The following is a 25,770-nucleotide window of genomic DNA, read 5'->3' as shown; positions in this document are numbered from 1 at the left end:
AAGATGCGCAACAAACTGACGCTTGCCTTTACGGCGCTGCTTGCCATGTCCTCGCCGGTCTGTGCGCAGACTGTCGTTTCGGCCAATGACGGGCACTCCATTCTTCAGAACGGGGTGCAGGTTCTGCCGAAGCCGCTGGTTCCCGACACGCTGTCCGTTCTGGAAAGGGCCGCGAACGGTGTGTGGGGCGTGCGGGCGAGCCTCAATGTGCCGGTCAGCGTGATCGGGCCGCCGACGGCCCTTGAATTCACGCATGACGGCAAGACCGTCCTGGTATCCTCGGCGTCGAAGCCCGACGTGAAGACGAACAAGATCGTTCCCGATGATCGCATCAGCGTCGTGGACCTGTCGGGCGCGACGCCCCGGCTGGTCCAGCAGGTGGCCTCTGCCGCCGGGGCGACCACGATGCGCTTTACCCCGGACGGGCAGCACCTGCTGGTCGCCAATGGCAAGTCGGGCGTGCTGACGTGGTTCCGCTTCGACGGCCACCGGCTCGGCGACCGCAAGATCATCACGCTGCCGGTTTCGGGCTTTCCCGCCGGGGTTGCGATCCTGCCGGATGGGAAGCGGGCGCTTGTGAGCCTGTGGCAGGCTGACCGGGTCTATCTGCTGCATATCGACGGCGACGATGTCTCCGTCGATCCGGCACCGCTCAACATCGCGCCCGGCCCATGGAACATCCGGATGACCAGGGATGGGCATTACGCGGTGATGGGGATGCTGGGGCATGGCGAAGGCCTGCCGGGCGCCCTTTCGGTGCTGGACCTCACGGCCTCGCCGATCAGGGAGATCCAGCGCGTGACGGTGCCCAATGCGCCCGAGGGGCTCGATATCTCTCCCGACGGGCAGTATGTCGCGGTGGTGTCGCAGAATGGATCGGCGGTGCCGCCGACCTCGCCGCGCTATAATCCGCGTGGCGTGGTGACGGTGCTGTCCCTGAAGGATGGGCAGTTGCACACGCTGGCCCAGGCGCCGGGAACCTTGTGGCCGCAGGGACTGGCGTTTGCGCCCGATGGGAAGGAAATTCTCGTTCAGGGCGTCATGGATCGCAGCCTGCTGACGCTGGGCTGGGATGGCGAGAAGCTGGAGCGGATCGGCGAATCGCCCCTGCCGGGTGGTGGCGCGGATCTGGAACGGTTTTCTCCGGCAGAGTGACGGCCGGGCTGTTTGCGAAAATCGGCCGGCAACCCGAACGATCGTACGGGTTGCCGGACAGTCTCCTACGGCTGCGCGGACAATGTGCGGGCCAGTCGGACGGCGGTTTGCCCCCGGCCGGGGCGCAGGTTGGGCATGACCAGCATGCAGTCTGCATAGGGGGTGCGGATTTCGTCCGGGCCGTCCTGGGCCAGCAGAGTGCCCCGGCGGCGGATCACCTCGCCGCCCCGGAAGGGGCGGACGAAGCGGAAGCCCGGCGTCTGGGCCGTGACGATGTCGGTGACCATCAACTGGCGGCTGGCGGCGGGCGGTGCCGCCGGGTCGGCCGGCAGCAGGCCGCTATGCCGCAGCAGGGCGCGCACCGCGCTGTCCGTCGTCTCGACCGTGTTGGCCGCCCAGTGCGCGCCGGCTTCCAGCAAGCAGGCGGCGTAGGGACCGGCGGGGTCGGAAAATCGTTCATAGTCGATCAGGCGCGGGCCGGCCTTGTGGCCGTGGTCGGAGACCACCAGCGGCGGGTCGCCGATCATCGTCGCCAGGCGGCGGCCGCTTTCGGTGGCACCGGCCAGGATCAGCGGCGCGCCGGGCCAGAGCATCGAATGCAGATCCATCAGGATGTCGGCGGTTTCGATCACCGGCAGGATTGCCCGCGCCCGGTCCAGTTCCACCGAATGGCGCGCGCTGGAGAGGACCTGCCGGCTCCAGACCCGGTTCATGTCTTCCTCGACGAAGCGCGAGGCGACCGGATTGGCCGGGGTGAAGCGGGCGAATGCCTCCGGATTGGCGAAGATCAGCGACAGCCGGCCCCGTGTCGGGCGGATCTGCTCGCGCAGCAGGCGGTCCAGCACGATGGCGCCGGCGAACTCGTTGCCATGGATCAGGGCCGTCAGCACGACATGGGGGCCGGGGCGGGGGGCCTCGTGATGCACCACGCCGGGAATGCCGCAATGATCGGTCAGCCAGGGTGACAGGTCGGGCGGCGTGATTTCCTGCGCGAAGGTGGGCAACGCCTGCGGAGGGGGCGGCAGGGTTTCGAGAAATTTCGGCCGGGCGCGCACGCGCGGCGACGCGCCGGGGCGGGAGCCTGTGCCGCAGCTCATCCCGTCACGCTCCGCGCGGCCGGGCGGCGGGTGCCGGACAGGCCATCGTCATGCACCACGGAAGCGGTCGGACTGGTCATGACAGCGATTTTATAGCGTCGCGCCGGACCTGCAATGCCATGGCGCGCCGGGAGCCTGTCCGGGCATGGGCGCTGGGGAACGATTGCCGCCAGCGCGCCTGTCCGGACGGCTGCTCAACGGGCGGTCAGGCGGGGTCGATCGCGGTGATCCGGGCGCTGGTCTGGCGTTCGATCTCGCGCAGCAACTGCCGTTCCTCTGGCGCGCATAGCGAGAGCGCGGTGCCGCGGCGGCCGGCGCGGGCCGTGCGGCCGATGCGGTGGATATAGGTCTCGGGCTGTTCGGGAATGTCGTAATTCACCACCAGCGTCACGTCTTCGATATCGATGCCGCGTGCCATCACGTCGGTGGCGACCAGCACCCGCAGCGTGCCGCGCCGGAACGTGGCGAGCGTGCGGTCGCGCCTGGCCTGGCTGTGGTCGCCATGCAGTGCCGCCGCCGACAGGCCGGCGGATTCCAGCGCGCGGGCGACGCTGTCGCTGGCCTGTTTGGTGCGGGTGAACACCATCACCCTGTCCGGCGTGTCGCGCTTGAGCAGGGCGATCAGCGTTGCGTTCTTGCGCGTGGCCGGGACGAAGGCGACCTGCTGGCGGATGCGGGGCGGGGGGGCGGTGGCCTCGGGCGGGGCGACGTGCAGCGGCCGGTGCAGCAGCCGGCGGGCCAGGGTGGCGACGGCGGGCGGCATGGTCGCGGAAAACAGCAGGGTCTGGTGCCGGGTCGGCAGGCGCTCGGCAATGGACTGGATATCTTCGATGAAGCCCAGTTCCAGCATCCTATCCGCCTCGTCGAGCACCAGGCAGGTGGTCTGCTCCAGCGTGATCGTGCCGTCGGCCAGGTGGTCGAGCAGGCGGCCGGGGGTGGCGACCAGGATGTCGGCGCCGCCGCGCAGGGCGCGGGTCTGGCGGTCCTTGGGCACGCCGCCGATGGCCAGCCCGATCATCAACTGGCAGCCATGGGCGCAGGTGCGGATGGCGGTTGCGGTCTGGCTGGCCAGTTCGCGGGTCGGCGACAGGATCAATGTCCGCAACACGCCGGGGGTGCCGTCCTGCTCCGTCGTGGCGGGGCGGGGGGTGGCGAGCAGCGTCTGGACCAGTGGCAGGGCGAAGGCGGCGGTCTTGCCGCTGCCGGTGCGCGACAGGGCCTCGACATCCTTTCCGGCCAGGATCGGCGGGATCGCCAGGGCCTGGATCGGCGAGGGCGTGGCGTAGCCGGCGCGGGCGACATTGGCCAGGATGCGCTCCTGGAGGCCCAGTTGCGCGAAGGTGGGGGTGTCGGTGCTGGCGGTATCGGCGGGGGAGGGCGTGTCGGTCATTCCATGAGGGGATACCGTGTGTGGCGGCCGGGGGGAAGAAAGCGAATCTCCGGGGCCGGGTCGCGGCATTGACGGCCGGCCGTGACGGACGGCAGATGACGCGATGAGCATGCATGATGCCCCGTCTGTTGTGCCCCCTGCGGATCGCGCGGTGGCGGTGGTGGCGGAAGATCTGGCCGGGATGCGCTCGCAGGCGTTCGGGCTGGCGGCGCGGGCGGGGCTGGCGCCGTTTTTCTGCCCGGTGCGGGCGCGGGGCCTGTGGGGCCGGGTGCCCGCCGCGTGGTGGCCGGCGCCGTTGCGCGCCGTCGATCCGCTGGATGCCGGAGCGGCGGAGCTGGTCTTCAGTGTCGGTGGCACGGGTGGGGCCGTGGGGGCCGCGTTGCGCGGACGCATGCGGCGGGTGGTGCAGATCCAGAATCCGCGCATGCGGCTGGACCGGTTCGATCTGGTCGTCGCCAACCGGCATGATGAAATCAGCGGTTCCAACGTGCTGCTGTCACGCACCGCGCTGCATGGGGTCTCGCCCGAGCGGCTGGCGGCGGCGCGGGCGGAGTGGTTGGCGCGCCTGGCCCATCTGCCGCGCCCGCTGGTTGCCGTGCTGCTGGGTGGCTCCAACGGGCGCTTCCGGCTGGACGAGGCGGTGGCGGCCCGTCTGGTGGGGCAACTGGCGGACATGATGCGCCGTGACGGGGTCGGGGTGGCGGTGACGCCGTCGCGGCGGACGGGCGAGGGAGTCTGCCGGATCGTGCGCGAGGCGCTGGCGCCTCTGGGGGGCTGGGTGTGGGACATGCGGGGCGACAACCCGTATCTGGGATTGCTGGCCTGCGCCGACGCGGTGGTGGTGACGCAGGACAGTGTCTCGATGGTGTCCGAGGCCGTGGCGGGAACGGCGCCGGTGATGGTTGTGGACCTGCCGGGACGGTCGCGGCGGATCGGGCTGTTTCTGCGCGAACTGGCGGATGCCGGGCGTATCCGTCGCTTCTCGGGGCGGATGGAGGCGTGGCCGGTGGCGCCGCTGGACGATACGGTCGAGGTGGCGGAGACGATGCGCCGGCGGTTGAATCTGGGCTGACTTTCCGCCCGGCTCCTGGCATCCGCGACCTGTCGAAACGGTATGATTCCTGGGGGCGGGATTATGCGGTATGGAATGCCCATGCTGGACATCCATACCTATGACGCCCAGGCGGGCGGCAATGTTCTCTACAAGGCGCTGGCGCATCCGCTGGCGGCCGAGGCGCTGGCGGGACTGGCGGCTTCGGTCCGCGCCGCCGGCCCGGTGGCGGTGTATGACCCCGAGGGCATGTTCGCCATGGTGCTGGCGCTCTGCCCCGGTGCCGTGGATGGGGTGTCCGGCCTGGGCGTGATCGAGGGCGTGTATGTCCATGATACGCAGCGTGTCGGCCAGCCCACGGCGGCCGGTCCGGCGCGGGCGCTGGTGGACCTGCCCGGGGCGTCGGTGGGGGCGGTGCTGGCCGTCAGTTTCGATGGCGCGCGGGTGCGCGATCGCATTGCTCATCTGCTGCCTGATGGGGCGCGGGTTTTTGCGTTGGATGGCGTGCGCTTGCCCGATGCCCTGCTGACCGTGCCGGGGCGGTATCTCGACCGGCTGAATTTCGCGACCAATCATGCCTTCTTCCGCGATGCGGAGGGATTGTCGACCCGTCTGGTCACGGCGAATTACTGGGCGCGCTATGGGGCCTCGGACGTGCGGTTGTGGCTGCGGCTGTTCGGGGCGCGGGGCGAGGTGCTGGCCAGTTGGGAAGAGGCTGTGCCTGACGGTGAAAGCGCGATCGTGATCGACAGCCGGGCGGTGCGCGAGCGGTTCGGCCTGCCGCCTTTCGTCGGGCAGTTGTTCGTGCATGCCATCGGCGTGGCCGGGCATGACGTGGTGAAATATGCGCTGGATACGTACGGCACCGGGGATAATCCGAGCCTGTCGGTGACGCATGATGCCAATGCCTGGCCATCGGACCGGTATGCCAACCTGCCGGCCCCGGACGAGGGCGAGGAGGTGGTGCTGTGGGCGCAGAACAGTCACGCGGTGCCGATTCCGCCCGGTGTGATGACGCTCAACCGCATGGGGGACGCGCGGCTGGTGGCGATCCCGTGCGGGATCGGCCCTTATGAGACGGTGGCGATTCCCGTGGCCGACTGCCTGCCGGACCTGCGCTGGCCGGCGCAGATCGAGCTGCGGTCGGGGCGGTATCTGGTGCGGCCGCGCTATGAGGTCACGCGGGCCGCGCGGACGCGCATCGCCCATCTGAACGTGGAGCGCGCGGATCTGCGCCCCGATCCGGGGATTGCGGATTTGCCGGCCAGTCTGGGGCGGGGGTACCTGCTGCCGTTCCCGATTCTGGACCCGGCGCGGTTTCGTACGGTGGTCCAGCCTTCGCCGATGGCCGAATCGCAGGCGACTCTGCCGCTGCGGCTGGATTGCTTCGATACCGCGGGGCGGCTGACTGGCCGGAAGTTCCTGGGCTGCCTGCCGCGCGACCATGATCTGGCGCAGGATGTGGCGGAACTGGGCGTGCCCGAGGGGCATGGGGAACTGGTCTATGATTTCCGCGATGGCGGCGAGGCCGATGGCTGGCTGCATGCGCTGATCCGTTTTACCGCCCGGGAGGGCGGTCATGCGGCCGAGACCAGTTTCGGGGCCCATATCTTCAACACCATCATGACCTATCGCGGCGAGCCGCAATCCTATTCCGGCCCGCCGCCGGGGTTGACCACGCGGCTGTTCCTGAAGGGGGGGAACGGGTTGGGCGAGGCGTTCTGCTGCCTGATCTATCCCGCGTCGGCCGCCTGGCGGCCGTGGTCGCGCACCGTGCTGAGCCTGCATGACGGGCAGGGGCAGGCGGTGGCGAAGGCGGACCTGGAAATTGCCTGTTCGGGGTCGGCGATGGTCTGGCCGCATCGCCTGTTCGGCGCGGCGGCGACCGAGCGCGCGGGGATGGGGGGATATGTCATGATCCGCGACGTGACGTGCCGGCTGTTCGGCTATCACGGCGTGATGCGGGCCGATGGCGCCTTCTCGCTGGACCATATGTTCGGGTTTTGAAGAATGTGTAACGGGGTGTCTTGCAGCCCGCAGGGAGATCCATTATGAGGTCCCCACCGGGCACGGATGGGTGCGTAGCTCAGCGGTAGAGCATCGCCTTCACACGGCGGGGGTCACAGGTTCAATCCCTGTCGCACCCACCATCCGACCCCGGTTTTTCCCCGATTTTTCAAGTCTTACGCCGCCGTTTCGGTCCAAATCAGGACAAGACGAATCGTGTTGGCATGCTCTGACATGGCAGAATCTGTGCCAGAGACGTGCCACTCTCTCTGCGCGCGAATCGGCGCGCCCAGAAATGCAAAAAGAGCCCCCGGCCGGGGCCGAGGGCTCTTAATACGCACTGCATTCAGCGGGTTTCGCTTACGTGGAAAACAGACCGATTTTCTTTCGTTATCCGGCCTGCACAGCTTGGTTGGCCTGATCGAGGGCCGCCTTGGCAGCCTCCCATTCGGCCTCGGTCGGCTCGCGCCCCTCCTGAATGGGCGCGAGCAGGGCCTTGATGCTATCCGCGATATCCGGGATGGCCTGGATCAGGCCGACAACAAGAGCAGCATAGGGCATCACTTGGTATCCTTGGTCTGGAGCAGGGTAGTCAGGGCAGACAGCGCGTCCTGCCCGGCGGTGATCGCGGCCTGGTCGAGCGGGTCGCCATGCTCGGCCGCGTCCATCAGTGGCAGGATCTGGTCGTGGGCCCGCTGAAACGCGGGCTTGAGATCGGCCACGACCTTGGGGTCGGCATCGGCGGAGTGCTCATAGGTGACCGCGAGCTTGGCTGCGATCGGGTAGGAGCGGCCCATCGCCATGACCGCTTGCTGCCGCTCGATCACGGCGTCGCTGCCGCAGGCCGACAGGGAGACGGCCGCACCCAGCAGCAGGGCGATGGCGGCCGCGCCGATCTTGCCGGCGGGTCCGGACGTGCTGCTGGAGCCCGAGGACTGGAGCGGGATGCCGACGGCCTCGATCGCGGCCTTGGCGGCCGGAGCATCGGCGCGGGCGACGACGACGCCAGTCAGCCCCACCTGGAGCCGATTCGTGGCCCAGCCGATATTGAGGGCGACGAGGTTGACGACTCGATAGAAGGGCGCCCAGCGCGAGGTGTCGGCCGGCGGCTGGACATAGACGGTCAGCAGCTTGCAGCCGATGATCAGCGCTGCAATCAGCAGCGCATATTGCTCCGGCACGTATGCCAGAAGGGACGAGAGGTCCATGATTGATCCGATTCTTACGATAGGGGGGAAGGCAGGCGGCCGAGGAATGCGGCGCGCTCGATCTCACGGCGGTTGACCAGGCCCTGGGATACGACCAGGCGCCCGGTCATCGGACTGCGGATCTTGTTCCAGACCGCGAACTGCGCGCTTGCGCCGTCGAACCGTCCGGCATTGAGCATCCGGAGCAGCGTCGAGGACGCGGCGGCCGAGGTCCCGACATTGTATTGCCAGGACAGCACGGCGCCTTCCTGGCAGGCCGACAGCGACACATGCACCAGGGCGCGCAGCTTGACGCGCAGGGCGGCGATCGTGCCGGTCAGCAGGGCGACGGCCGCGTCTTCAGTGATCGGCCGGGTCGTGGCAGTGACGGGCGAGCCATCGGCCAGACAGCGATTGCCGTAGCCGATGGTCCAGAGCCCGGCGACGTCCCGGTAGGGCGCCAGGCGCAGGCCCTCCAGCCGGCGCAGCAGCAGGTCCGCGACGGCGAGCGAATCCATCTCCATGATGGCCCTCTCCAATGAGCAGGAATCAAAAAGGCCGCCCCAGGGGACGGCCTTGCGAACTTGCGCAGAATCGCAAGCCAGCCTGTCGGCGGCCCGCGAGAGCGAGGGATGACGATCATGCGGCGGGCTTGATGTCTGCCAACTGGAGCTGCTGGGTCAGCAGCGCGACCTGGACGGACAGTGCGGCGACCTGGTCGCGGAGCGACACGATGGTCTCTTCGCGGCTGTCGAGGTCTGCTTTGAGGTCCCTGATCTGGTCCGACAGATTCTTGATCTGGTCTCGTGCGGCCCGGCCGCCGAATCCGACCAACCAACGGACCGTGAACAGGAAACTGCCGAATGCGGCGGCGGCGGCAGCCCACCAGGGCTGCGGCGTGATTGCAGGGTCGGACATCAGGACTCCGGGCATAAAAAAACCGCCTCGGGGGCGGTGGTCAGCATGACTGGTAGTGTTGGTCACTACGGCGTCGGTGGTGTGTAGATGCTGCCAACCGGGTAAGTCCCGTCCGGATCGGCTGCCAGCGCGAACCCCTCAGGAACGGTTACCGTCGCAGGGTCGGCGATCTGCTGGGTCAGGATGACCGCCCCGGCCGGCGAGGCGATAAATGGTTCGGGCGTGACCGTTTTGCCTGTCGTCGGATCGGTATAGGGCGCCGGCGTTACGACATAATCGCCGGTGCGATAGAGGATGTAATTCGTGGTCATGGCCATTACTCCGCGATCCAGGCTGCGCCGCTGTAGATCACCGGGCAGAACGTCGACCCGCCGCCGGTCAGAGATCCGAGGAAGGTGCAGGCTGTTGCGTCCGTGACGTAGGCCCGTGCGCCCGCATAGCGTCGCGCATCGGTCGGCAGTGTCGCGACCGTGTAGCCGGTCGCGATTTCGCGCCGGACCCCGGCCATGGTGGCTGCGTTTGTCGAATTATCGCCAGCGGCGGCCGTTGGAAATTGCGGTGTTGCGTAGAATATGCCCACCCCAGTGGAACGGTTAAAGGTCAGGGCATTGTACAGATAGCCGCCGTCGTCGGCGAACGCTGAAAGACCCCAATTCGAACCGGTATTGCTCCCGCTCTCGGGATCGGCATTCGCCGACATAATCCACCGGTCGACACCGCCAGTCTGATATCGAAATTGCCTGAAGCCGTTCTTTGCGCCGTTTAAGAAGAGACTGGCCCCCGCAGCCCCGTTTGATCCTGCGGAAATATTGGGGGCGATGATACTCCCCGACATGAGGCATCCGGCCAGGGCGCACTGGTTTGCGTCCGCGTTTGCGCGCGCCTGCGCCTCAGTAGTGATATTGCCCTGCAGCGTCGCCTCGGCGCCCTTTGCGCGCGCGATCTCGTCCGAGAGGCTAGACTGCGCCGCTGCAATATTGGTCAGCATCTGTGCCAGCGTCGAGGTGCCGACCGTCGTCGCCGGCGCCAGTCCGCCCGGCGGCTGGAACGGCGCATACTGCGCCCAGGCCGACATGGGCGCCGCCATGGCGACCAGCATCAGCACATAACGAAATAGCCTCATGAGTCAGCTTCCTTTCGAAATCAGCAGGACCCCGCCTTGTGTCCACAGCGCGTTTTTCACGCCCGGGTCCGAGGTCGGCACGGGCACGTCGAGAATCAGGTTGCCGGCAGAATCCACATGCAGCGCCGGCGTGTTGTTCAGCACCAGCGCGCCATTGCCATCCAGCGGCGCGACGCCGTTGGCCTTGCCGACACCGAGCCAGGACAGGACATAGGACAGCGCGGCTCGATAGCTTGCCCAGCCCGTGCCGGTCTGGCGCGAGATCAGCAGCAGGTCGCCCGACTGGACGTTGCTGCTGTCCTGCAATTGAGAGAGGGGTGTTGCGCTCACGTTAAATCCTCCAGCGCGATGGGCAGCAGGGCCTCGGTGACCAGCGACGATCCGTTTTCGAGCAGGAGCGTGGGCGCCGGCGGCGGATCGCCCGACAGGGTGTCGGGCACGAATTGCGGGTAGCGCAGTGCGTGACTGATCCCGTCCAGGATCTCGCCCTGTGCGAACCCGTAGACCTCGTAACCGGCCGGGTTGAGGGTAAAGGCGCCGCGCACCGGGTCGGTGGGCGTGGCTACCTGCACCGCCTGCAACATCTTGATGCAGCGCCCGACGATGTATTTGATCTTGTCCGTATCGGCGCCAGCCAGACCGCAGGCAATCGCGCCCTTGAGGCAGAGCGCCATGTCATGCGGCTCCCGCGTCGTGCCGTGCGGATCGAGATAGCCGCCGGCCGGCCAGGGCTGGCCCTGCGTCCAGCCAGGCGGCCCCCATTCGCTCGGCACATAGAGCGCGTCTGGATTGTCGCGGAGCCAGCCGTAGATCCAGGTCAGATAGGCCCCGGCGACCTGCCCGGCGAGCGCTGCGGCTGCCAGGCCTTTCTGGCGGGCGAGAAGCCAGGTGTGCGCCATGGCGTCGAAGGCCCGCCACTGCCAGCCCGTCCAGGCCGGGTTTCCGTCGGGTGCGTCATACACCCAGCTATCGACGGCGCCGACCTGCACCGAATCCCAGATCGCCGGCAGGTAGCAATGCGCGAACGGCCCGCGCAGGTGCTGGGGATGCGCAGCCGCGAACTGGTCCTGGGCGTCGGCCATGAATTGCAGCATCTGCTGCAATTTGGCGCCGTTGCCGATATCGATCCACGGCGTGCCCGACTGGTATCCGGTAATGTAGGGCCCGCGATACGGCACCGCGCTCAGGTTGCTGTGCGACGGCCCGTTGATCTGCAAGCCGAACGGTGCCGAGCCGTAATATTTGATCGGCGTCCGGATCCCGTTGACGAGCTGCACATCGCCGACCTTGAGCGTGAACGCATCCGTCGACGTGGACTGGATCGTGAAAACGTCAATATTTTGCTCCGAGGTTGGCGGCTGGGCCGGTTGCGCGGCCGCGACATAGGCTACATAGAGCGGACCCAGATTGTCCGTGTCGGACTGGATCGTGATCCCCTGGGCATAGTTCGTGCCGCCGAGTGCCGGTACCGTTGGCGTGTCGCCGGTGCCGGGCTGCGCCGTATTGAGGATCAGCCTGGAGACATCCGGCTGGAACCAGCGCCAGGCCGGCACCAGCTTGCCATTGGCATCGAGCGTGCCGGCGGCCGGCATCTGCGTCACCCAGAGCCAGCCATTGGCATCCTGCACGCAGTACCAGAGGTTGGAGGCGGCGGCGTAATAGATGCCCGGCGGGCTGGACCAGGTTGCAAACGGGTAGACATTGGCGCGTGAAATGCCGAACCCGGCATAGGCCGCCGTCATGTCCATCTGGATCGTCAGCATCTGGCTGCCGTCGGGCATCGCGGCGCTAGCGCGGACGATGTCCGTGATCGAGCCAAAGGTGTAGTAGCCCCGGTCCGCCAGCCAGACCGAACCGGTGAACGCCTTGAAGGCCACCATCGGCACCGAATAGGGCCCCGGATGGCTGGGCCCGACGGGCAGCAGGCAGGAATACCTGTCCGCGACCGTGCCGGCGTCGTGATGCGGCCGGTAGATCAGAGCCAGTACCTGGTCGACCGAGGACACGATATCGAGGCTGATCGCGGCGTTGGCGGCCGTCCAGGAGAGAAACAGCGCCTGGCACTCGAACGCCATTTCGCTGCGGGTCTCCAGCCCGCTGCTGCCGTCCGCCAGGGGCAGCGTGAACGTCACATAGCCGTCGCTGGTGCGCGCCGCCGTGTAGTGAGACGGCGGCTGGGCTGCCCACCGTGTCGTGCCATCGGCCGCGAACCCGTCAGCATAGGAGTAGGTGAGCGGGTAGTTGTTATAGGGCCCGTCCGCGCCGGCCCGGAACATATAGGTGCCGTCACTCTCCTGGCTGCACATCAACTGCCAGACATCCAGCAGTCGGGCCTGGGCGTATTGCCAGTCGGCGTTATCCGGCTCGGCCTGCTGGAGCAGGCGGAAACTGTCGACCAGCCAGTGGATCGCATCGCCGGCGGCCGTGCGCTCGGTGGCGCCCATCTTGCGCCACATCGGCCAGGCCTCATACACCTCGCCGTAGGCGATCTGGACGTCGGGCACCGTGACGCAATAATTGGCCCGGCAGGTGCCGCTGATCGAGGTATCGGCGAGGACGATCTTGCCGGGCGTCTCCCCGCTGTTGGGCACGATCGGCTGGCCGAACGAGCCGGATTTCTGGGTGCCGTAGACCCGGTTTCCGTCCTTGTCGATATAATAGGCAACATTGACCAGAGAGCCCGTGGGTGTGCCGGTGTCCGGGTCGGGCGCGATGTCCGAAAACACGTTCTGCCAGACGAATTGCGTGCCGCCGGTCACCACCTGGTAGACGACGTCCGGTGGGCTCGCCAACTGGCCGACGCCGGCCGTAAAGGCCACGGCCTCGCCGATCACGCCACCCTCGGCCAGATCCCCGTTGGCTACCAGCGGGCCGCGCACGGCGAACGGCGCACCGCCATTGACCATCCACGAGTGATGCCACAGCGGCGCGGCCGCCGCCGTCGGCTTGGTGTTGTAAAAAAAGTAGGTGCAGGCGGCGTTGAAGAGAAACTTGGCATAGGCCAGCTTGGCCGGGTCGCGGTCGGCCAGATAGGCCGAGACGACACCGCGCAGCATGAGCGCGATCCCCTCGGACGAGCATACGCCGTCGGCGGTGTAGCCGCCCAGCGCGGCGCCGACGAACTGGTTGTTCTTTACCAGGCCCTCGGCCGTGATGAGCGGGGGCATGCCCGCCGCCGTGGCCGCAGCCCCGGTGGCGCGCTGGAGATAGGCCCACAGACTGTCCGACATCGCCTGGACGATGGCGATCACCGCCGCGTTGCCGTCCGGCGGCAGGACGCCTCCGCTGCGCAGGCCGGTATAGATCACCCGATTCAGCATGATCGCGGGCGGCATGTTCTGGCTGTTGCCGCCGCCGGCGGGCGCCAGCGTCAGGCCCGTGGCTGCGCCAGCGATCATCAGCCCGGTTTTTGCCCGCGCCGTCCGCGCTGTCGCGGTCTGCTCGACCCGGCCCCCACCCGCAAAGGCCGCGCCGATCTCGCCACCCGATCCTTCCGGCACCACGAAGCCGCTGCCCTGATTCGGGCCATGGCTATGGCCGGGATCGGTCAGGATATGATTGTGCCCCGGATCGTTGGCGCCGTGGGTGTGCTTGGCCAGCAACTCACTGCCGCCGGCGGCGCCGAGCTGCGCACCGTTGATGCCGGATCCGGACGCGGTGACCCGGCGGGCAGTGCTGTCCAGGCCGATGCTCAGGCGCCCGCGCAGGTCGGGCAGCGCAAAGGTGGTCGCGCCGTCACCCGCGCCGTACAGGGTGCCGATCGCGGCAAACAGCCGGGCATAGTCGGTCCGACTCACGGCCTGGCCGTAGCAGAGCAGCCAGCCGTCCGGGGCGGCCGGCGCCGCGCAGTCCATCACCACGCCGGGCGGCAGCCAGCCGGCGGACCGGTAGCGGGCGCGCATCGCGGCACGATCCGCGTAATTGGCGGCCAGCCAGGTGCGGTCGACCAGCACCAGGTCTCCGGCGCGCGCCAGGCCGTCAGGGCCGATCAGCGGCAGGTATTCCGCCGGCACCTCGTTATAGACCGTGACGGTCCCGACAAAATTGAGCGGCGCGGTGCTGCCGGCCGTGGTGCCCCGGACGGTCGTCCGCGTCAGGGTGATCGGGCCGGAGACATCGAGCGAGCCGATCCCCCATTCGGCCTGGGCGTCATCTCTGGCGAAATAGTAGATATCGCCCCCCGACGGAAACGCAGCCGAGAACAGACGACGACCGACCGGCGCACCCTCCAGCAGGAACGGACCGGTGCCGGGACCGGTCGCGGTTTCCTGCACGAAATCTGCCAGTTTCGACATGCCGTCAGGGCCTCTCGGAATTTGTCATGTGGGTGCGCCGTCGCCGGCATAGATGATGCAGTTCAGGACGATGGCAGGCGGCATGTTCTGGCTGTTGCCCCCGCCGGCCGATTTGATCGTCACGCCCGTCTTTGCGCTGTCCACGGATTCGTCCGTCGTGGCCGTAGCAGTCCGCGCCGTTGCTTTTTCGTCGACGTCTCCGCCGCCGGCGAATGCTGCGCCGATCTCGCCGCCCGATCCCTGTGGCACCACGAAGCCGCCGCCATGGGCGGGCCCATGATCATGGCCGGGATCAGTCAGGGTGTGGGTGTGTCCCGGATCGTCGACGTCGTGCGTATGGGCCTGCGTCAGCTCGCTGCCACCGACAGCGCCGAGCTGCGTGCCGTCGACGCCGGATCCGCCGCTGCTGATCCGGCCGGCGATCTCGCCGCCCATATTGTCCAAGGCGAAGGCCGCGCGGCCTCGCATGTCCGGCAGCGCGAAAGTCGTCGCGCCATCGCCGGCGCCGTAGGCGGTGCCGATCGCGGCAAACAGGGCGGCATAGGTCGTGCGGCTGACGAGCTGCCCGAAGCAGGGGAGCCAGCCGGCCGGCACCGTCGCGCCGGCGTAATAGAGGATCAGCCCAGCGGGAAACCAGCCGAGCGCGTCAAACTCCTGATCCGCCGTGGTCCGGTCGATGTAATTGTCGGCCAGCCATGCGCGATCGACCAGCACCAGGTCGCCGGCGCGGGCCAGCCCATCGGCGCCGATCAGCGCCAGGGCTTCGGCCGGCACCTCGTTGTAGACGTCGACGGTACCGGCGAAATTGAGCGGCGCGGTGCCGCCGGCCGTGGTGCCCCGGATGGTGGTGCGCGTCAGGGTGACCGGGCCCGAGACATCGAGCGTGCCGATACCCCATTCGGCCTGGGTGCCGTCGTCGGCGAAATAGTAGACCGAGCCGCCCGACGGAAAGGCCGCCGCAAAGGTCCTGCGGTCCGGCGCGGCCCCGTTGAGGGTGATGATGCCTGTGCCCGGGTTGGTCGCGGTCTCCAGGACGTAATCGGCCAGCATCGAGGCCATCAGAGACGCTCCGTCATGGTCAGGGTGATGGCGTGGCGGTCGGCCGCGCCGAACGGGTTGGACAGGTCGGCACCCGATAGCCGGCCGAACAGCGCCTGGCGGGCAAGCGTGCCGCCGTCGGCGCCGGGATCGGGCAGGAACAGGATGTTCTGCCCGGTTGCTGCCACGCGCAGGATCTGCTCGACCACGGCGCTGTCGGCATCGCCGAGGGACTGGTGGGCGATCGAGGCGGTGCGCTGATACCAGCGGGCATCGACAAACTCGGTCCCGGCCAGGGAGGTCAGGCTGTCCTGCCCCAGGGCCCGCCCCGTGGTGCTGTCGGTCGAGAAATTGCGCACCGGCTGCCAGAGCGGCCCGACATAGGCGAGCGGCACGTCCAGCCAGCCGTCAGGGTTGGTCGGGTCGGAGATCGTGAGCCGCACCGTGTCGCCCGCGAGGGTGGCCGGCGCGACGACAACGGACTGCCCGCCGACGATCGGGCCGCCGTTGGTTGTCCAAACCGTCTGCCCGCCGCTGGAGACGGTGACGGTCCACGTCGCCAGAGCGGTCAGGTTGGTGCGGTGGAGGCTGACCGCGCGCAGCGGGGCGGCGGCGGACAGGGACAGGGTGAGGCCAGCCGCCGTGCCGGGGGTGCGCCAGCCGAGGCTGGGCGCCCCCTGCTGGTTGCGCAGGTTGGAGACGGGCAGGCGCGCAGCCTGCGCGTCAGCGGTCAGCGTCGCGTCGAGGACGCGATTCTGCCAGCCGAAACCACAAATTTCCATCTCACACCAATATCTGGAACGTGACGTACGGGTCGCTCGACTGGATCTGTTCGCCGACCACGATGCCGGGGGCGCCCCCGGTCAGCCCGACCGCCGGCGCCTGGAGCCAGACCGGATCGCCCAGGTCGAGCGACCAGGCGTAATCCTGCGGCACGCTGACCGCCCATAGCCGGCGCTGCACGCCCCACAGGGCGCCGTGCCGGTCCGCGATCGTCTGCGCGTCGGCCGCACTGGCCAGCGCCGTGGTGATCAGGGCCGGATCGTTGGGCACCCGCCAGCGCGATTTGATGTCGCCCGACCACCAGACCGCCGCGCGGTCGGTCTGGGCAACCAGCGACTGACGGTCGGCCGGGATCTGCGGATGCAGGGTCGATCCCGCCGGCTGCGGGGTGAAATTGTGCTGCCAGCCGATCCGCCAGCGCCAGGTGGGCGGGTCGAGCGAGGCATCGAGCGAGGCTGCGGTAATCTCGGTGATGACGTCCGCCGTCAGCGCCGCGACCGGCTGGGCGGTGCGGGATGGCGCGGTCAGCAGGATCGGCCGCAGGGTGCCGGTCCGCGTCGGCACCAGCGACAGGCCAAGGCCCGACAGCAGCGTGCTGACGGCCTCGGCGCCGGTCACGCTGCCCGAGCCGTCCCAATACCAGCCACCCGGCCAGGGTGTGGCGGGTGAGACCGCAGGCCAGCCCGCATCGATGCAGGATGCCGGCATGGCCACATCCTCCAGCAGGACCTGCCGGAGGATATCGACCACGGCCGTCGGCGCCGCCCCGCTGCGAAACTGGCCTACGGCGTCGATCGTGATCGCGTAGACCGGTTTCGTGCCCAACCGAAACCAGGTGCCATTGTTGCCCGTCTGGACGGTGTAGGTGCCCGGTGCGGGGCTGGTGGCGTAGAGATCATCCACGGTGCCCCCGGCCGCGATGCCGCCGGCGTAACCGCCCTCATAGAGCGCGGTGATCGCCGCCGGGCCGTCCGAGACCTGATAGACGTAGTTGACGCTGTCGATCAGGGTTGGCGTCAGGTTGCAGGCGGTGCCGCGCAGGCGGGGCATCGCCCGGCCTGCCACGTTGGCGTCACCGTCCAGTTTGCCAGTGCCCCCATAGAGGGTCACCGGCATGGCATTGTCGAGCCAGTAGGTCGCATCGAGCAGGTCGACTGCAACGCTGGTCCGGTCGGGCCGCCAGCCCCGGCCCAGCCCGGCGAAGACCGGCACCAGGTCGGATGCCGCCGGGTCGACCCAGATCCCGCGTGTGCCGTCCCAGCGTTTGCGGCCGGCGTGGATCCGTACCGGCAGGTGATCGTTAATGCGGGTCAGGATCGTGCTGTCCAGTGCCCCGCCCGGGTTGGACAGGGTGATGGCGCCAAATGACCGCGCGCCGCCCAGCGCATCGGCCAACAGGGTCAGCCCCCGGTCGATCGTAAACGCATCGGAGATATAGGGCGGATAGACCAGATCCCCATCGACAAGCCCCGCATCGGAGAAGCGCAGGGTTTCCACGCTCTCCAATGCGTCCGATGGGCTGGTGGCGACACCGTGCGGCCGCGTGCCATATCCGGGTGCCGTCGCGGCCGAGGCGCTGTCTGCCGGCCGGACGATATCCAGTTCGACGGTACGAACCTGCATCAGGTGAGCGCCAGTGCGCGGCTGTTCTGTTGGTACGCTGCTTTCAATGCATCTACCGATTTTTGCAAACTGGTGATCGCATCCGTCGTGCCATTGGAGGCATCGACGGCCTTTTGCGCGAGCTGCTTGGCCAGGTTTGCGGTGACGACGTCCGTGGCGGCCCCGCCCAGCGACTGGAGCATCTGGATGCTCTGCTGGACGAGCTGGGCATAATCGGTGCCCGATCCGTAGAAGGATTTGCCCAAGCTGAGTTCAGCCTGCATCTCCGACTGGATACGCGACAGGGCATCGTAATCGCCGCCCTGCGCGGCCTGATAGTCAGTGGCCAGCGTGGATTTCGCCAGGCTGAACTGGTCCTGTACCGACAGGGGCGAGGCATCCGATGTCAGCAGTCCCTGAGCGTAGGATGAGAGGCTGGAATAGACTGCCGTCACCGATTGCTGCGCTTGTGACAGGTACTGCTTCTGCTGGGCGATGCTAGTGCCGTTATACTCGGCCTGGATCTGCAACCGCTCGGCCGCCAGCGTCTTTTCCAGATCTGTCATCTGCTTCTGATAGGTCTGGTTGTCCGCATAGCTGTCGCCGAGATAGGACTGCCAGCTATCCTTGAGTTGTTGGACCTGCTGGTCGGCCGATACCTGCTGGTTCAGCAGATCCGCGCCCTCCTGGTCGCCATTGGCTGCCAGCAGGCGTGCCTGGACGGACTGGTCGGACTGGTCGAGCTGCTGCGTCGCGGACGCGATCATCCGCGCGGCGATAGCATTGCCCTTGTCCAGCAGGACCTGGGCATCCATCCCATATTGCTCGGCCTGCTGCGCGGCGTTCTGGTAACTGCGCGTCAGGTCGGCCACCTGTGAGGTCAGGCTTTCCGACCCGCTGTCCGTGATGTCCAGCAGGCCCTTCAGGGTGCTGATCTCGGCAGTCAGCGCATCGGTTGAGATGCTCTTGCCGTCGAGCTGCGCCAGCATCGTGCCCAGATCGCCGGTATATCCGTCGATATGGTCGACCGTGACCCGGGTGGCGCTGTCGAACTTCGTGACATGCACGCCCAGATCGTCCAGCGCATCGGCTGTCTGCTTCAGCGCCGTCAGGGTGCTTTGATAGGTCGCGACGGAATCAAACGAGGATGGCAGTCCGCCCTGTAGGGCGAGGTTGAAGGTGGCGTCCTCGCTGCTGAGGTCGACGTCGCCCAGCAGCGAGGACAGGTCGGTCGTGCTTTTTTTCTTCCCCTTATGGTAGTGCCCGACCTCGCCATAGCTGCCGTCGGAAACGGAGATGCCGAGGCTGGACAGGGTATCGTTTACGCTGTCGAGCTGGTCCTGCAGCCCGGCCGTGACATCGTCCGATGAGTGTTTGGTGCGGGTGCTGCCGATCGAGAGCTGACCGTCCGATCCCACCACGCTGTCATAGGCATAATGGGTCTTCGAGAAGAGTCCGCCGATCAGCCCGCCGAGACCACCTCCGACGATGCCGCCCAGCATCGTGCCGATGACTGGGATGAACGAGCCCGCAGCAGCGCCTGCCGCTGCCCCGATCCCGCTGCCGAGCAGGCCATACGTGCCGCCGCCGATCGAGGATAGGGCCGATCCCAGGCCCATACCGCCGCCGATGCCACCCAGCAGGTTTCCGGCCGTCGCCGTGCCGAATAGGGGCGTCTTCATGGCCGACGACAGCCACGACGACGAACTCGACGACAGAGAACCTATATTGAGGCTGCCGACATTGACCGATCCCGCGTCGCCAAACGGATTGCCGACCGTATCGGACACCGTTGATCCGCCTTCGCCGAACGGACTGTCGGCGGTGGACGAATCACCAAGCACCGGCAGATTGCCGTAGCCCGAGGCTGCTGTGCCCGCATTCGTCCCCGACGACGAGCCGCTCAGGATTTTCTCGAAATCACCTAGCGTGCTGCGCGTGCCGCCGTCGATCGCATTCATCAGCGGATTGATCAGCGCCATGCGCGCAATGAGGGAGATGATCTGGGTCTCGATCCCCTGGAGCATCGATTTGAACGACACCCCAGCACCGGACCCTTGCACGAATGCCTGCGTCAGGTCGTCAGTCAGCGTCTGCGCCATGGACGAAATCGAACCCGTGACGTCCGACAGGATTTCCTGCTGATGCTGGTAATCCGCCGTTGCCTTGGCCACAGACCCGCTGAGAGCGATGTAATCCTGCGCCTCCTGCGGCAGGATATCGCCGTATTTTCGGTGCTCGGTCAGCTCGGCCTGCATGACGGCCAGGCTGACGCTGCGCTGATCCGCGTTCTCTCCGATCGCCGCCGTTTCGGCCTTGATCATCTGTAGATTGTCTGACAAGCCAGCATTCTGCTGGAGCTGCTGCGCTCGCATCTGCGCAGCCGCCGATGCATCAAGCGCCGCCGTGCGGTCCTGAACGGCCTTTACGAACTGGGCGGATTTCGCTGAACCGAAATCGTTCAACGCCTCGTTGTATGCCTGCTGATAGTTGGTCGCGTGCTGAAGCGCGACAGCCGAACCGCCGGCGGCATCGGCAATTGCCCCCTGTGACTTCGCCTGGCGCTCCGCTGCATCCGTCCCATCCTGATATGCCTGGGCGAGCTGCTGCTGACGTGCGCTGAGGGCCTGTGCCAGCGCCTGCTGATCAATGCCTGTGCCACGCGCCGTCTGGTCGAACTGCGCCACCACCTCGGCCATGCTGCGCCAGTAGCCGGTTTGCGCGTGGAGTGGATCGAGGCCATCGGTCAGGCCCTGGGTGATCTTCTCCTGCGGCGACAGCGTATTGGCCAGCTCCACGCGGGCTTGCGTGATCTTTTCGCTGGTCTCCTGCCACGAGGCCGAGCCTTCCTTCTGGGTCGCGAGCAGTTTTTGCTCGGACGCGATATAGGCCTCGATCGCCTCGCGCTGCTGGGAATAGCTGGAAGAGGAATATCCCCCGGCATCAGCAGGCGCTCCGCCGATGACAGATGCCTGATCGCTGATGACCGAGGCCGACGTGGCATGCGCGACCGACTGTGCCGTTCCCGCCGTAGTTCCGGCATAATCCTGATATTGATGGCCACCACTCTCGTGACCGATCACTCCCTTGAAGAGATTCACCAGGCGGGATGATAATCCCAGCCGCGATGCCTCCTGGTCCACCAGCTTCGACGTGTCGGATGGCAAGCTGTTGGGGTCATAGCCGTAGACGGCGCTATTATAGGACCGCTGCCCAGCGCTGCCGATCGCATTGCCGCTGTAATAGGCGAGGGTATTGTCCCAATTGCCACCAGCCCGCTGGTTCGACGCCATGAAATTCTTCAGCGCCGCGTCGATGTTCCCCTGCGGGGTCATGACATCATAGCCGTATGAATAGCGCGGATCGACCTGCCCGAGACCATAATGGTGCTGCCCGGCGGCGTAATTATCCAGGACTTGGGATCCGGCCAGGCCATTGGTAGCAACCGGCGTTCCGCGCGGGATCAGCGAGATGACGGCCGTCACCGCATTGAGAAGATCAGCCCCAATGCTCAACGCCAGCTTGCCCACGGCACTGGTGATCGGATCCAGCACATGGTGCAGGTTCTCCAGCGACTGCTGGAAGGGCGTCAGGGCCTGTTCGCTCGCGCCCTTCGTCGCATCACGGATCTCTCCGATAACGAGCGCATAGGCTTTGCCCTGCTGCCCGCTCGCCTGGAGGTTCTTTACCTGCGTCACTAAGGCCGCGTCGACGCCGGGCAGATGCTGTTTATACAGCGCCTCGATTTCGGCCGTGGGATTGACCATGGCCTGCTGAACGGCCTTCAGGCCGTCTTCCAGGCTGCCGAATACGGTTCCGGCGTCGCGGGCGATGCCCGACAGGTCCACGATGTCCGAGGACGAGCCCGTGAAATTGTAGGTCCCGCCGATCGTGGTTGCTGCCGAACGCGCATCGGCCGCATCCCAGCCGGGCATGTTTCTCAGGCTCTCGGACGCCGACGTGATGGTGCCTGCCATGCTGGCCGCGTCATCGCGGGTGGACCGCAACTGCGCCGACAGCCGCGCCAGGCGCGACTGCTCTTCTTCGGCGTGCGAGCCCAGCTCAAAGAGAGCGAGTCCAGCCACGCCGGCGCCGACCGCCAGGCCAGCCGGTCCCGAGAGGGCGGTGCCAACCAGCCCAATGGCGTTCTTCAGGCCGCCCATGGTCTGGATCGCGTTCGGGGCCTGATAAAAGGCCGCCGTCATGGCGCTCCCGCCCGCCAGGATCTGGTCGGCGAATTTATGCGCCTCGTCCACCAGGATGCCCATCTGGTAGCCCGACAGCTTATGCGCCTGGGTCAGATCGTCGACGGCTGACCTCGCCTTTCGGGCGGCGGAAACCTCCCTCTCCAGCCCATCGACCCGCGCCTGATAGCCCGCTACGATCGCATCGGCATCTTCCTGCGACAGGCCGCCCGCTGTTGCGGTCTTGGCCTGCGCCTGGGCCTGCGTGAGGCGGTCCTGAGCGCGTTGTAGGTCGATCATCTTGCGCGCGACCAGATCGACCGACGCGCCCATCCGGAGCATGGACGTTGCAGAGCCATCGAACCCGCGCCGCAGATCCGCCGCTGTTCCGGATGCGGACGAGGCCATGCTGCCCATGGCGCTGGACACCTCCTCGAATGCCCGCGTCGTCGCATCGGCCTTGTCCTGCAGGCCATCCAGATTTCTGGCAGCACTCTCGGCGCCCTCGGCGGTCCGGTCGGTCACGTTGACGATGTTGTCGATTTCGTTCGTGACGACCTGAGAGACCGCAACCATGACTACATCCTTTGATTGGTGAGGATCAGCGTGGGATAAAGGAGCTGCTGCCCAGCCTGCCGATCAGGCCGGCGCGAGCGGTAGGATTCGTGCTTTCGGGCCCAGGCCTTGGCCTTTTTGTCCCAGGTCAGCCCCGAGGCCACGCCGGCAGAGCGCAGGATGTAGGGGACTGGCTCGCCTCGGGCGTCCTTCCCGCCCTGGAGGGGCTTAAAGGCCTTTACTGCCTTCACGGTAAGAAATCGCTTCATGGTGGCCTCCCGCACAGCTTCGATCAGACCAGGCGGAATCCGTGTCCGCTGTCCGCCTGTCTCGATTTTGCGTGAGTAGGGAGTGGTGTTGGTAATCCAGATTTCCGACCCGGTCGGAATCTTGGCGGGCGCATCCGTCCAGGCTTTGTCATTCACCAGGATCACCCAGCTATCGCGGAAATTTCCCTGTCCGACCGGAGAGCGCCGGCGGCATTCCGAGAGAGCCCAGTTCGCAGCCTGCGCGATCTCGCTGAACACGTAGCGGATGATACCGCCCTGTAGGGGGACGGTCTCTTCTGCTGCGCCTCGATTCCCATCCGTGTAGGTGGTGTAGACCGATCCGGATGTCTGTCCGGCGCCGATCGCATCATCGCGCAACTGGCGCGATTGCCTGGCCACCATGGATCGCAGCTCGGTGCTGTTGAGGGCCGCCGACGTATTGAGGTGGATCTGGTTGCGCACGACCTGGGACCAGCGGAGTGATGAGGCCCGACGTGCCATGATTTCCCCCTGTCAGGCGAAGAATGCGTCTACGCCGCTTTTGATCTGTTGCGCTCGAATGGCGAGAAACCGCCGATCCATCGCCAGGACGAGGTGGCGGGTGAAGGCGGTGTGCGACGGTTGCAATCCGTGGTTTCTGCACCAGGCATCAATCTCGTTCACCGGGATGGCCGAAGGCTGGGCGACGATGCGGATTTTCCCCATGCCCGCGCCGAACCCTTCAGTGGAACTGCCCCGTGACCCGCTCAGTTCGTGCCAGCACCGCCAGGGCATCATGCACCATGGCTCCGGATCGATGCGGCACGACCAGCCGTCCAGCGCCTCCCAGTCCTGATCCGGGGGGCGTCTGCCGTCATATTTGTTGACGGCGGACCCCCAGATCAGCAGCCATTCAAGCGCAGCCGTCAGTTTTTTTCCGCGTCCGCCAGCACCTTCTTTTCCTCGGTGCCCACCGAGGAAACGGCCTCCAGGGTCAGGCGCAGCAGGATGACATTCTCGCGCCGGGTGATCATGTCGCGGAAGGCGTCGATCGTGATCGCGGCGCCATCATCGCCTTCCAGATCCCTGACATCGATCAGGCATTTTTCGCCAAGGGCCTGGGCAACGCAGCGGTCGTCGATCGAGGGAGGCAGATCCTGCGGCACGGCACGGACATCATCGCGCGTCAGCCCGGCGTTATACTCGATTGTCGCCAGGCGGCGCAGTTCCCACAGACGGTCGGAGTAGGCGTCGGTCATGCCGCGTGTCACCAGGACGAAACGATCCGACTTCGGGCCGACTTCGACCTCGGTGCCGTCGGTGATCGCGTCGGCGTGGCGGGTAAATTTGCTCAGACGGGCCATGTTAATTTTTACTCTCTCGATTGAGGGGTGAAATCAGCGGGTTGCGGTCAGCCGCCGACGGGCGGTGCGGGGACGATCTTGGTGATGGTGAAGGTGCCCCCGGCATCGGCCGGGTTGCCCTCGATCGTGAAGGTGGCCCTGACAGTCTGGTTGGACTGCGAATTCGGGATCTTGGGGCTGCGCAGGGCGGCATTGAGGAACTTCAGCTCGTAGCCATTGCCGGCGGCATCGGCGACGCGCACGACAATCTCGCCCTGATTGCCGGCGATGGCGTCCTGATACTGGGCCCAACTCCGGAAATAGAACTCCAGGGTGCCTGCCGCCATGAAGCGGCCCGAACGCACGCCGCAGGCATCTGCGTGGCCCACGCCGTAATCGTTGGCGGCGCCATCGCGTGAAAGCGTGATCGTGGCCTGGGTGACGCATCCGTCCGGCGCCACACCATTGACCGTGCAGGAGAGAAAGTTCCCGACGGTGTCCATGACCTTGGTGGTCGTGGGGGCGGTAACGGACGTGGCGATGTCGGCGTCGGAAACACTTTCGTTCTTGCTCAACAGATCCACGCTGACGGCCGCGTATTGACCCTGCTGGAACTGAAACTGCACCTGGCTGACCAGCGATCCGGGATAGAGAACGAATTTGTCCAGGATCTTTCGACGCACGGTATAGGTCTTGCCGATGCCGCCATTCGTGATCGCGCCATCAGCCCAGTCGGAACCCATCACGCCGGCAATCAGATCGTCATACGTGCCCGACGACAGCGCACCCGATATGGTGCCGGAGGCCTGCACCTGTGTCAGGACCGACTGGGATGCCTCGGCCACGCCGTTGATTTCGTCAGGCCGTGACGTGGACTGGGTGATTGCCAGCGATTCACCCGTGATACGCAGCGCCTGATAGGCCACGGCCGGGGACGTGCCGTAGGTCGCTTCCTGCGCATAGTCCAGGCGCGTGTCATTGGTCTGCGCGCCGGCCGCAAGGCCGGCCGTCGCTCCGGTAAAGGCCATGATGTTACCTCATGAAAAAAGCCGCCCGGAGGCGGCTTGGGATCAAGGATTCTGGACCAGCGCGGACTGGTATCGGTAACTGACCATCAGGGTCAGTGCGTACCAGTTTCCAGGCGAATCAAGGTCCGGAGGCACGAAGTCCTGCCGGCTGTAGAACAGGCCCGGCGCCCAGGGCTGTGGTGTTTCGCCGACTGGAGCCCGGAATGCGGCGCTCATCGCGCCGCAATGCTCAAGAGCGTCCGGCGTGCTCAGGCTGCCCCTCGGCACCATCAGCACCAGGACGATCTGGCCTTCTTCTTCGTTCTCGGGCTCGCCCATGCCCAGACGGTCGCTGGAGGCAATCCCCATCGGCAACTGCCAATATGGGTCCTCTCGTTTCGACAGGTCCTGCAGGAGCGGGTCGACGATATCGACGCCAAGACACTCACATACCGCCTTCGCGCGGGTATAGGCGTCGTTCCATACGGTGTCAGAAAGCATTACGTGCCTCCCGCCGCGATCAGCGTCCAGCCGATCAAGGTCGGCCCGTCATAGACCCCGGCGGCATCGGTCAGGGTGTAGGTCCTGGCGCCATCCGCCAGGCTATCGCCTTCCTGCGGGATGAAGCCCGCAGCGTCGGTTTCGTCCGCGGTGATCTGGGCCACGAACGCAGACCGCGCCACGCCATCGACCAATTGCGAGGCCTGCGGGGGAGGGGCGTAGGCAGTCACGGTGACAGATCCAGCGTTTCTCGGGTGCGAGAGGGTCATCGGGCGCCCTTTGGCCC

Annotated in this window: 23 protein-coding genes and 1 tRNA gene; 4 read left to right on the top strand and 20 right to left on the bottom strand. The window is 66.7% G+C overall.

Annotated features, from left to right (window positions below; genetic code table 11):
• Positions 1 to 3 precede the first annotated feature (3 nt).
• Positions 4 to 1,155, top strand: coding sequence for a lactonase family protein (locus ACMAUO_RS12900; RefSeq protein ID WP_420357398.1), 1,152 nt, complete (start codon positions 4 to 6; stop codon positions 1,153 to 1,155).
• Positions 1,156 to 1,220: 65 nt separating this feature from the next.
• On the opposite strand, the gene ACMAUO_RS12895 is transcribed toward ACMAUO_RS12900, so the two are convergent.
• On the bottom strand, positions 1,221 to 2,252 hold the full coding sequence (locus tag ACMAUO_RS12895; RefSeq protein WP_420357397.1) for a M14 family metallopeptidase: 1,032 nt from the start codon (positions 2,250 to 2,252) through the stop codon (positions 1,221 to 1,223).
• Between the two features lie 205 nt (positions 2,253 to 2,457).
• Positions 2,458 to 3,642 carry a DEAD/DEAH box helicase gene (locus tag ACMAUO_RS12890; RefSeq protein WP_420357396.1) on the bottom strand — a complete coding sequence of 395 codons (1,185 nt, stop codon included), beginning with the start codon at positions 3,640 to 3,642 and terminating at the stop codon, positions 2,458 to 2,460.
• A gap of 103 nt (positions 3,643 to 3,745) precedes the next feature.
• Between ACMAUO_RS12890 and ACMAUO_RS12885 the strand changes: the two genes are divergently transcribed.
• The 3 genes from ACMAUO_RS12885 to ACMAUO_RS12875 all read left to right on the top strand — a co-directional run bounded on the left by ACMAUO_RS12885 (position 3,746) and on the right by ACMAUO_RS12875 (position 6,843).
• A complete protein-coding gene (locus ACMAUO_RS12885) occupies positions 3,746 to 4,714 on the top strand; it encodes a mitochondrial fission ELM1 family protein (protein WP_420357395.1) in 969 nt (322 codons plus the stop codon).
• A gap of 81 nt (positions 4,715 to 4,795) precedes the next feature.
• Positions 4,796 to 6,700: a hypothetical protein gene (locus ACMAUO_RS12880; RefSeq protein WP_420357394.1), complete on the top strand. Its 1,905-nt coding sequence runs from the start codon at positions 4,796 to 4,798 to the stop codon at positions 6,698 to 6,700.
• 68 nt (positions 6,701 to 6,768) lie between these two features.
• A tRNA-Val gene (locus ACMAUO_RS12875) sits at positions 6,769 to 6,843 on the top strand.
• Between the two features lie 247 nt (positions 6,844 to 7,090).
• Here the strand turns inward: ACMAUO_RS12875 and ACMAUO_RS12870 are convergent.
• From ACMAUO_RS12870 to ACMAUO_RS12785, 18 genes are all read right to left on the bottom strand, one after another.
• Positions 7,091 to 7,261 (bottom strand): hypothetical protein, encoded by a 171-nt coding sequence (locus ACMAUO_RS12870; RefSeq protein ID WP_420357393.1) that lies wholly within the window; start codon positions 7,259 to 7,261, stop codon positions 7,091 to 7,093.
• Positions 7,261 to 7,908, bottom strand: coding sequence for a hypothetical protein (locus ACMAUO_RS12865; RefSeq protein ID WP_420357392.1), 648 nt, complete (start codon positions 7,906 to 7,908; stop codon positions 7,261 to 7,263). Before ACMAUO_RS12865 ends, ACMAUO_RS12870 begins: the two co-directional genes overlap by 1 nt.
• Before the next feature lie 14 nt (positions 7,909 to 7,922).
• Positions 7,923 to 8,411 carry a lysozyme gene (locus tag ACMAUO_RS12860; RefSeq protein WP_420357391.1) on the bottom strand — a complete coding sequence of 163 codons (489 nt, stop codon included), beginning with the start codon at positions 8,409 to 8,411 and terminating at the stop codon, positions 7,923 to 7,925.
• 115 nt (positions 8,412 to 8,526) lie between these two features.
• A complete protein-coding gene (locus ACMAUO_RS12855) occupies positions 8,527 to 8,805 on the bottom strand; it encodes a hypothetical protein (protein ID WP_420357390.1) in 279 nt (92 codons plus the stop codon).
• 65 nt (positions 8,806 to 8,870) lie between these two features.
• A complete protein-coding gene (locus tag ACMAUO_RS12850; RefSeq protein ID WP_420357389.1) occupies positions 8,871 to 9,116 on the bottom strand; it encodes a hypothetical protein in 246 nt (81 codons plus the stop codon).
• A 5-nt stretch (positions 9,117 to 9,121) separates the two neighbouring features.
• Positions 9,122 to 9,928: a hypothetical protein gene (locus ACMAUO_RS12845; protein WP_420357388.1), complete on the bottom strand. Its 807-nt coding sequence runs from the start codon at positions 9,926 to 9,928 to the stop codon at positions 9,122 to 9,124.
• Between the two features lie 3 nt (positions 9,929 to 9,931).
• Positions 9,932 to 10,258, bottom strand: a complete 327-nt coding sequence (locus ACMAUO_RS12840; protein WP_420357387.1) for a hypothetical protein — start codon at positions 10,256 to 10,258, stop codon at positions 9,932 to 9,934.
• Complete coding sequence (locus tag ACMAUO_RS12835; protein WP_420357386.1) at positions 10,255 to 14,223, bottom strand: phage tail protein; 3,969 nt, start codon at positions 14,221 to 14,223, stop codon at positions 10,255 to 10,257. The genes ACMAUO_RS12840 and ACMAUO_RS12835 overlap by 4 nt, the downstream gene beginning before the upstream one ends.
• Before the next feature lie 24 nt (positions 14,224 to 14,247).
• On the bottom strand, positions 14,248 to 15,282 hold the full coding sequence (locus ACMAUO_RS12830) for a phage tail protein (protein WP_420357385.1): 1,035 nt from the start codon (positions 15,280 to 15,282) through the stop codon (positions 14,248 to 14,250).
• Positions 15,282 to 16,043, bottom strand: coding sequence for a hypothetical protein (locus ACMAUO_RS12825; protein ID WP_420357384.1), 762 nt, complete (start codon positions 16,041 to 16,043; stop codon positions 15,282 to 15,284). The genes ACMAUO_RS12830 and ACMAUO_RS12825 overlap by 1 nt, the downstream gene beginning before the upstream one ends.
• 1 nt (position 16,044) lies before the next feature.
• Positions 16,045 to 17,667: a hypothetical protein gene (locus ACMAUO_RS12820; RefSeq protein WP_420357383.1), complete on the bottom strand. Its 1,623-nt coding sequence runs from the start codon at positions 17,665 to 17,667 to the stop codon at positions 16,045 to 16,047.
• On the bottom strand, positions 17,667 to 22,406 hold the full coding sequence (locus ACMAUO_RS12815) for a phage tail protein (protein WP_420357382.1): 4,740 nt from the start codon (positions 22,404 to 22,406) through the stop codon (positions 17,667 to 17,669). Before ACMAUO_RS12815 ends, ACMAUO_RS12820 begins: the two co-directional genes overlap by 1 nt.
• A gap of 2 nt (positions 22,407 to 22,408) precedes the next feature.
• The gene (locus tag ACMAUO_RS12810) at positions 22,409 to 23,155 is read right to left on the bottom strand and encodes a hypothetical protein (RefSeq protein ID WP_420357381.1); all 747 of its coding nucleotides are present in this window, start codon (positions 23,153 to 23,155) and stop codon (positions 22,409 to 22,411) included.
• A gap of 12 nt (positions 23,156 to 23,167) precedes the next feature.
• Positions 23,168 to 23,431, bottom strand: coding sequence for a hypothetical protein (locus ACMAUO_RS12805; RefSeq protein ID WP_420357380.1), 264 nt, complete (start codon positions 23,429 to 23,431; stop codon positions 23,168 to 23,170).
• A gap of 128 nt (positions 23,432 to 23,559) precedes the next feature.
• A complete protein-coding gene (locus ACMAUO_RS12800) occupies positions 23,560 to 23,997 on the bottom strand; it encodes a hypothetical protein (RefSeq protein WP_182973552.1) in 438 nt (145 codons plus the stop codon).
• A 47-nt stretch (positions 23,998 to 24,044) separates the two neighbouring features.
• A complete protein-coding gene (locus ACMAUO_RS12795; protein WP_420357379.1) occupies positions 24,045 to 25,004 on the bottom strand; it encodes a phage tail tube protein in 960 nt (319 codons plus the stop codon).
• A 42-nt stretch (positions 25,005 to 25,046) separates the two neighbouring features.
• Positions 25,047 to 25,484: a hypothetical protein gene (locus ACMAUO_RS12790; RefSeq protein WP_420357378.1), complete on the bottom strand. Its 438-nt coding sequence runs from the start codon at positions 25,482 to 25,484 to the stop codon at positions 25,047 to 25,049.
• Positions 25,484 to 25,714 carry a hypothetical protein gene (locus ACMAUO_RS12785; RefSeq protein WP_420357377.1) on the bottom strand — a complete coding sequence of 77 codons (231 nt, stop codon included), beginning with the start codon at positions 25,712 to 25,714 and terminating at the stop codon, positions 25,484 to 25,486. Before ACMAUO_RS12785 ends, ACMAUO_RS12790 begins: the two co-directional genes overlap by 1 nt.
• Positions 25,715 to 25,770 lie beyond the last annotated feature (56 nt).

The sequence above is a fragment of the Gluconacetobacter brunescens genome, assembly GCF_048695475.1.
Lineage (GTDB): Bacteria > Pseudomonadota > Alphaproteobacteria > Acetobacterales > Acetobacteraceae > Gluconacetobacter.
Note: the sequence above shows the minus strand (reverse complement) of the source record. Positions and strands in the feature narration are given on the sequence as shown.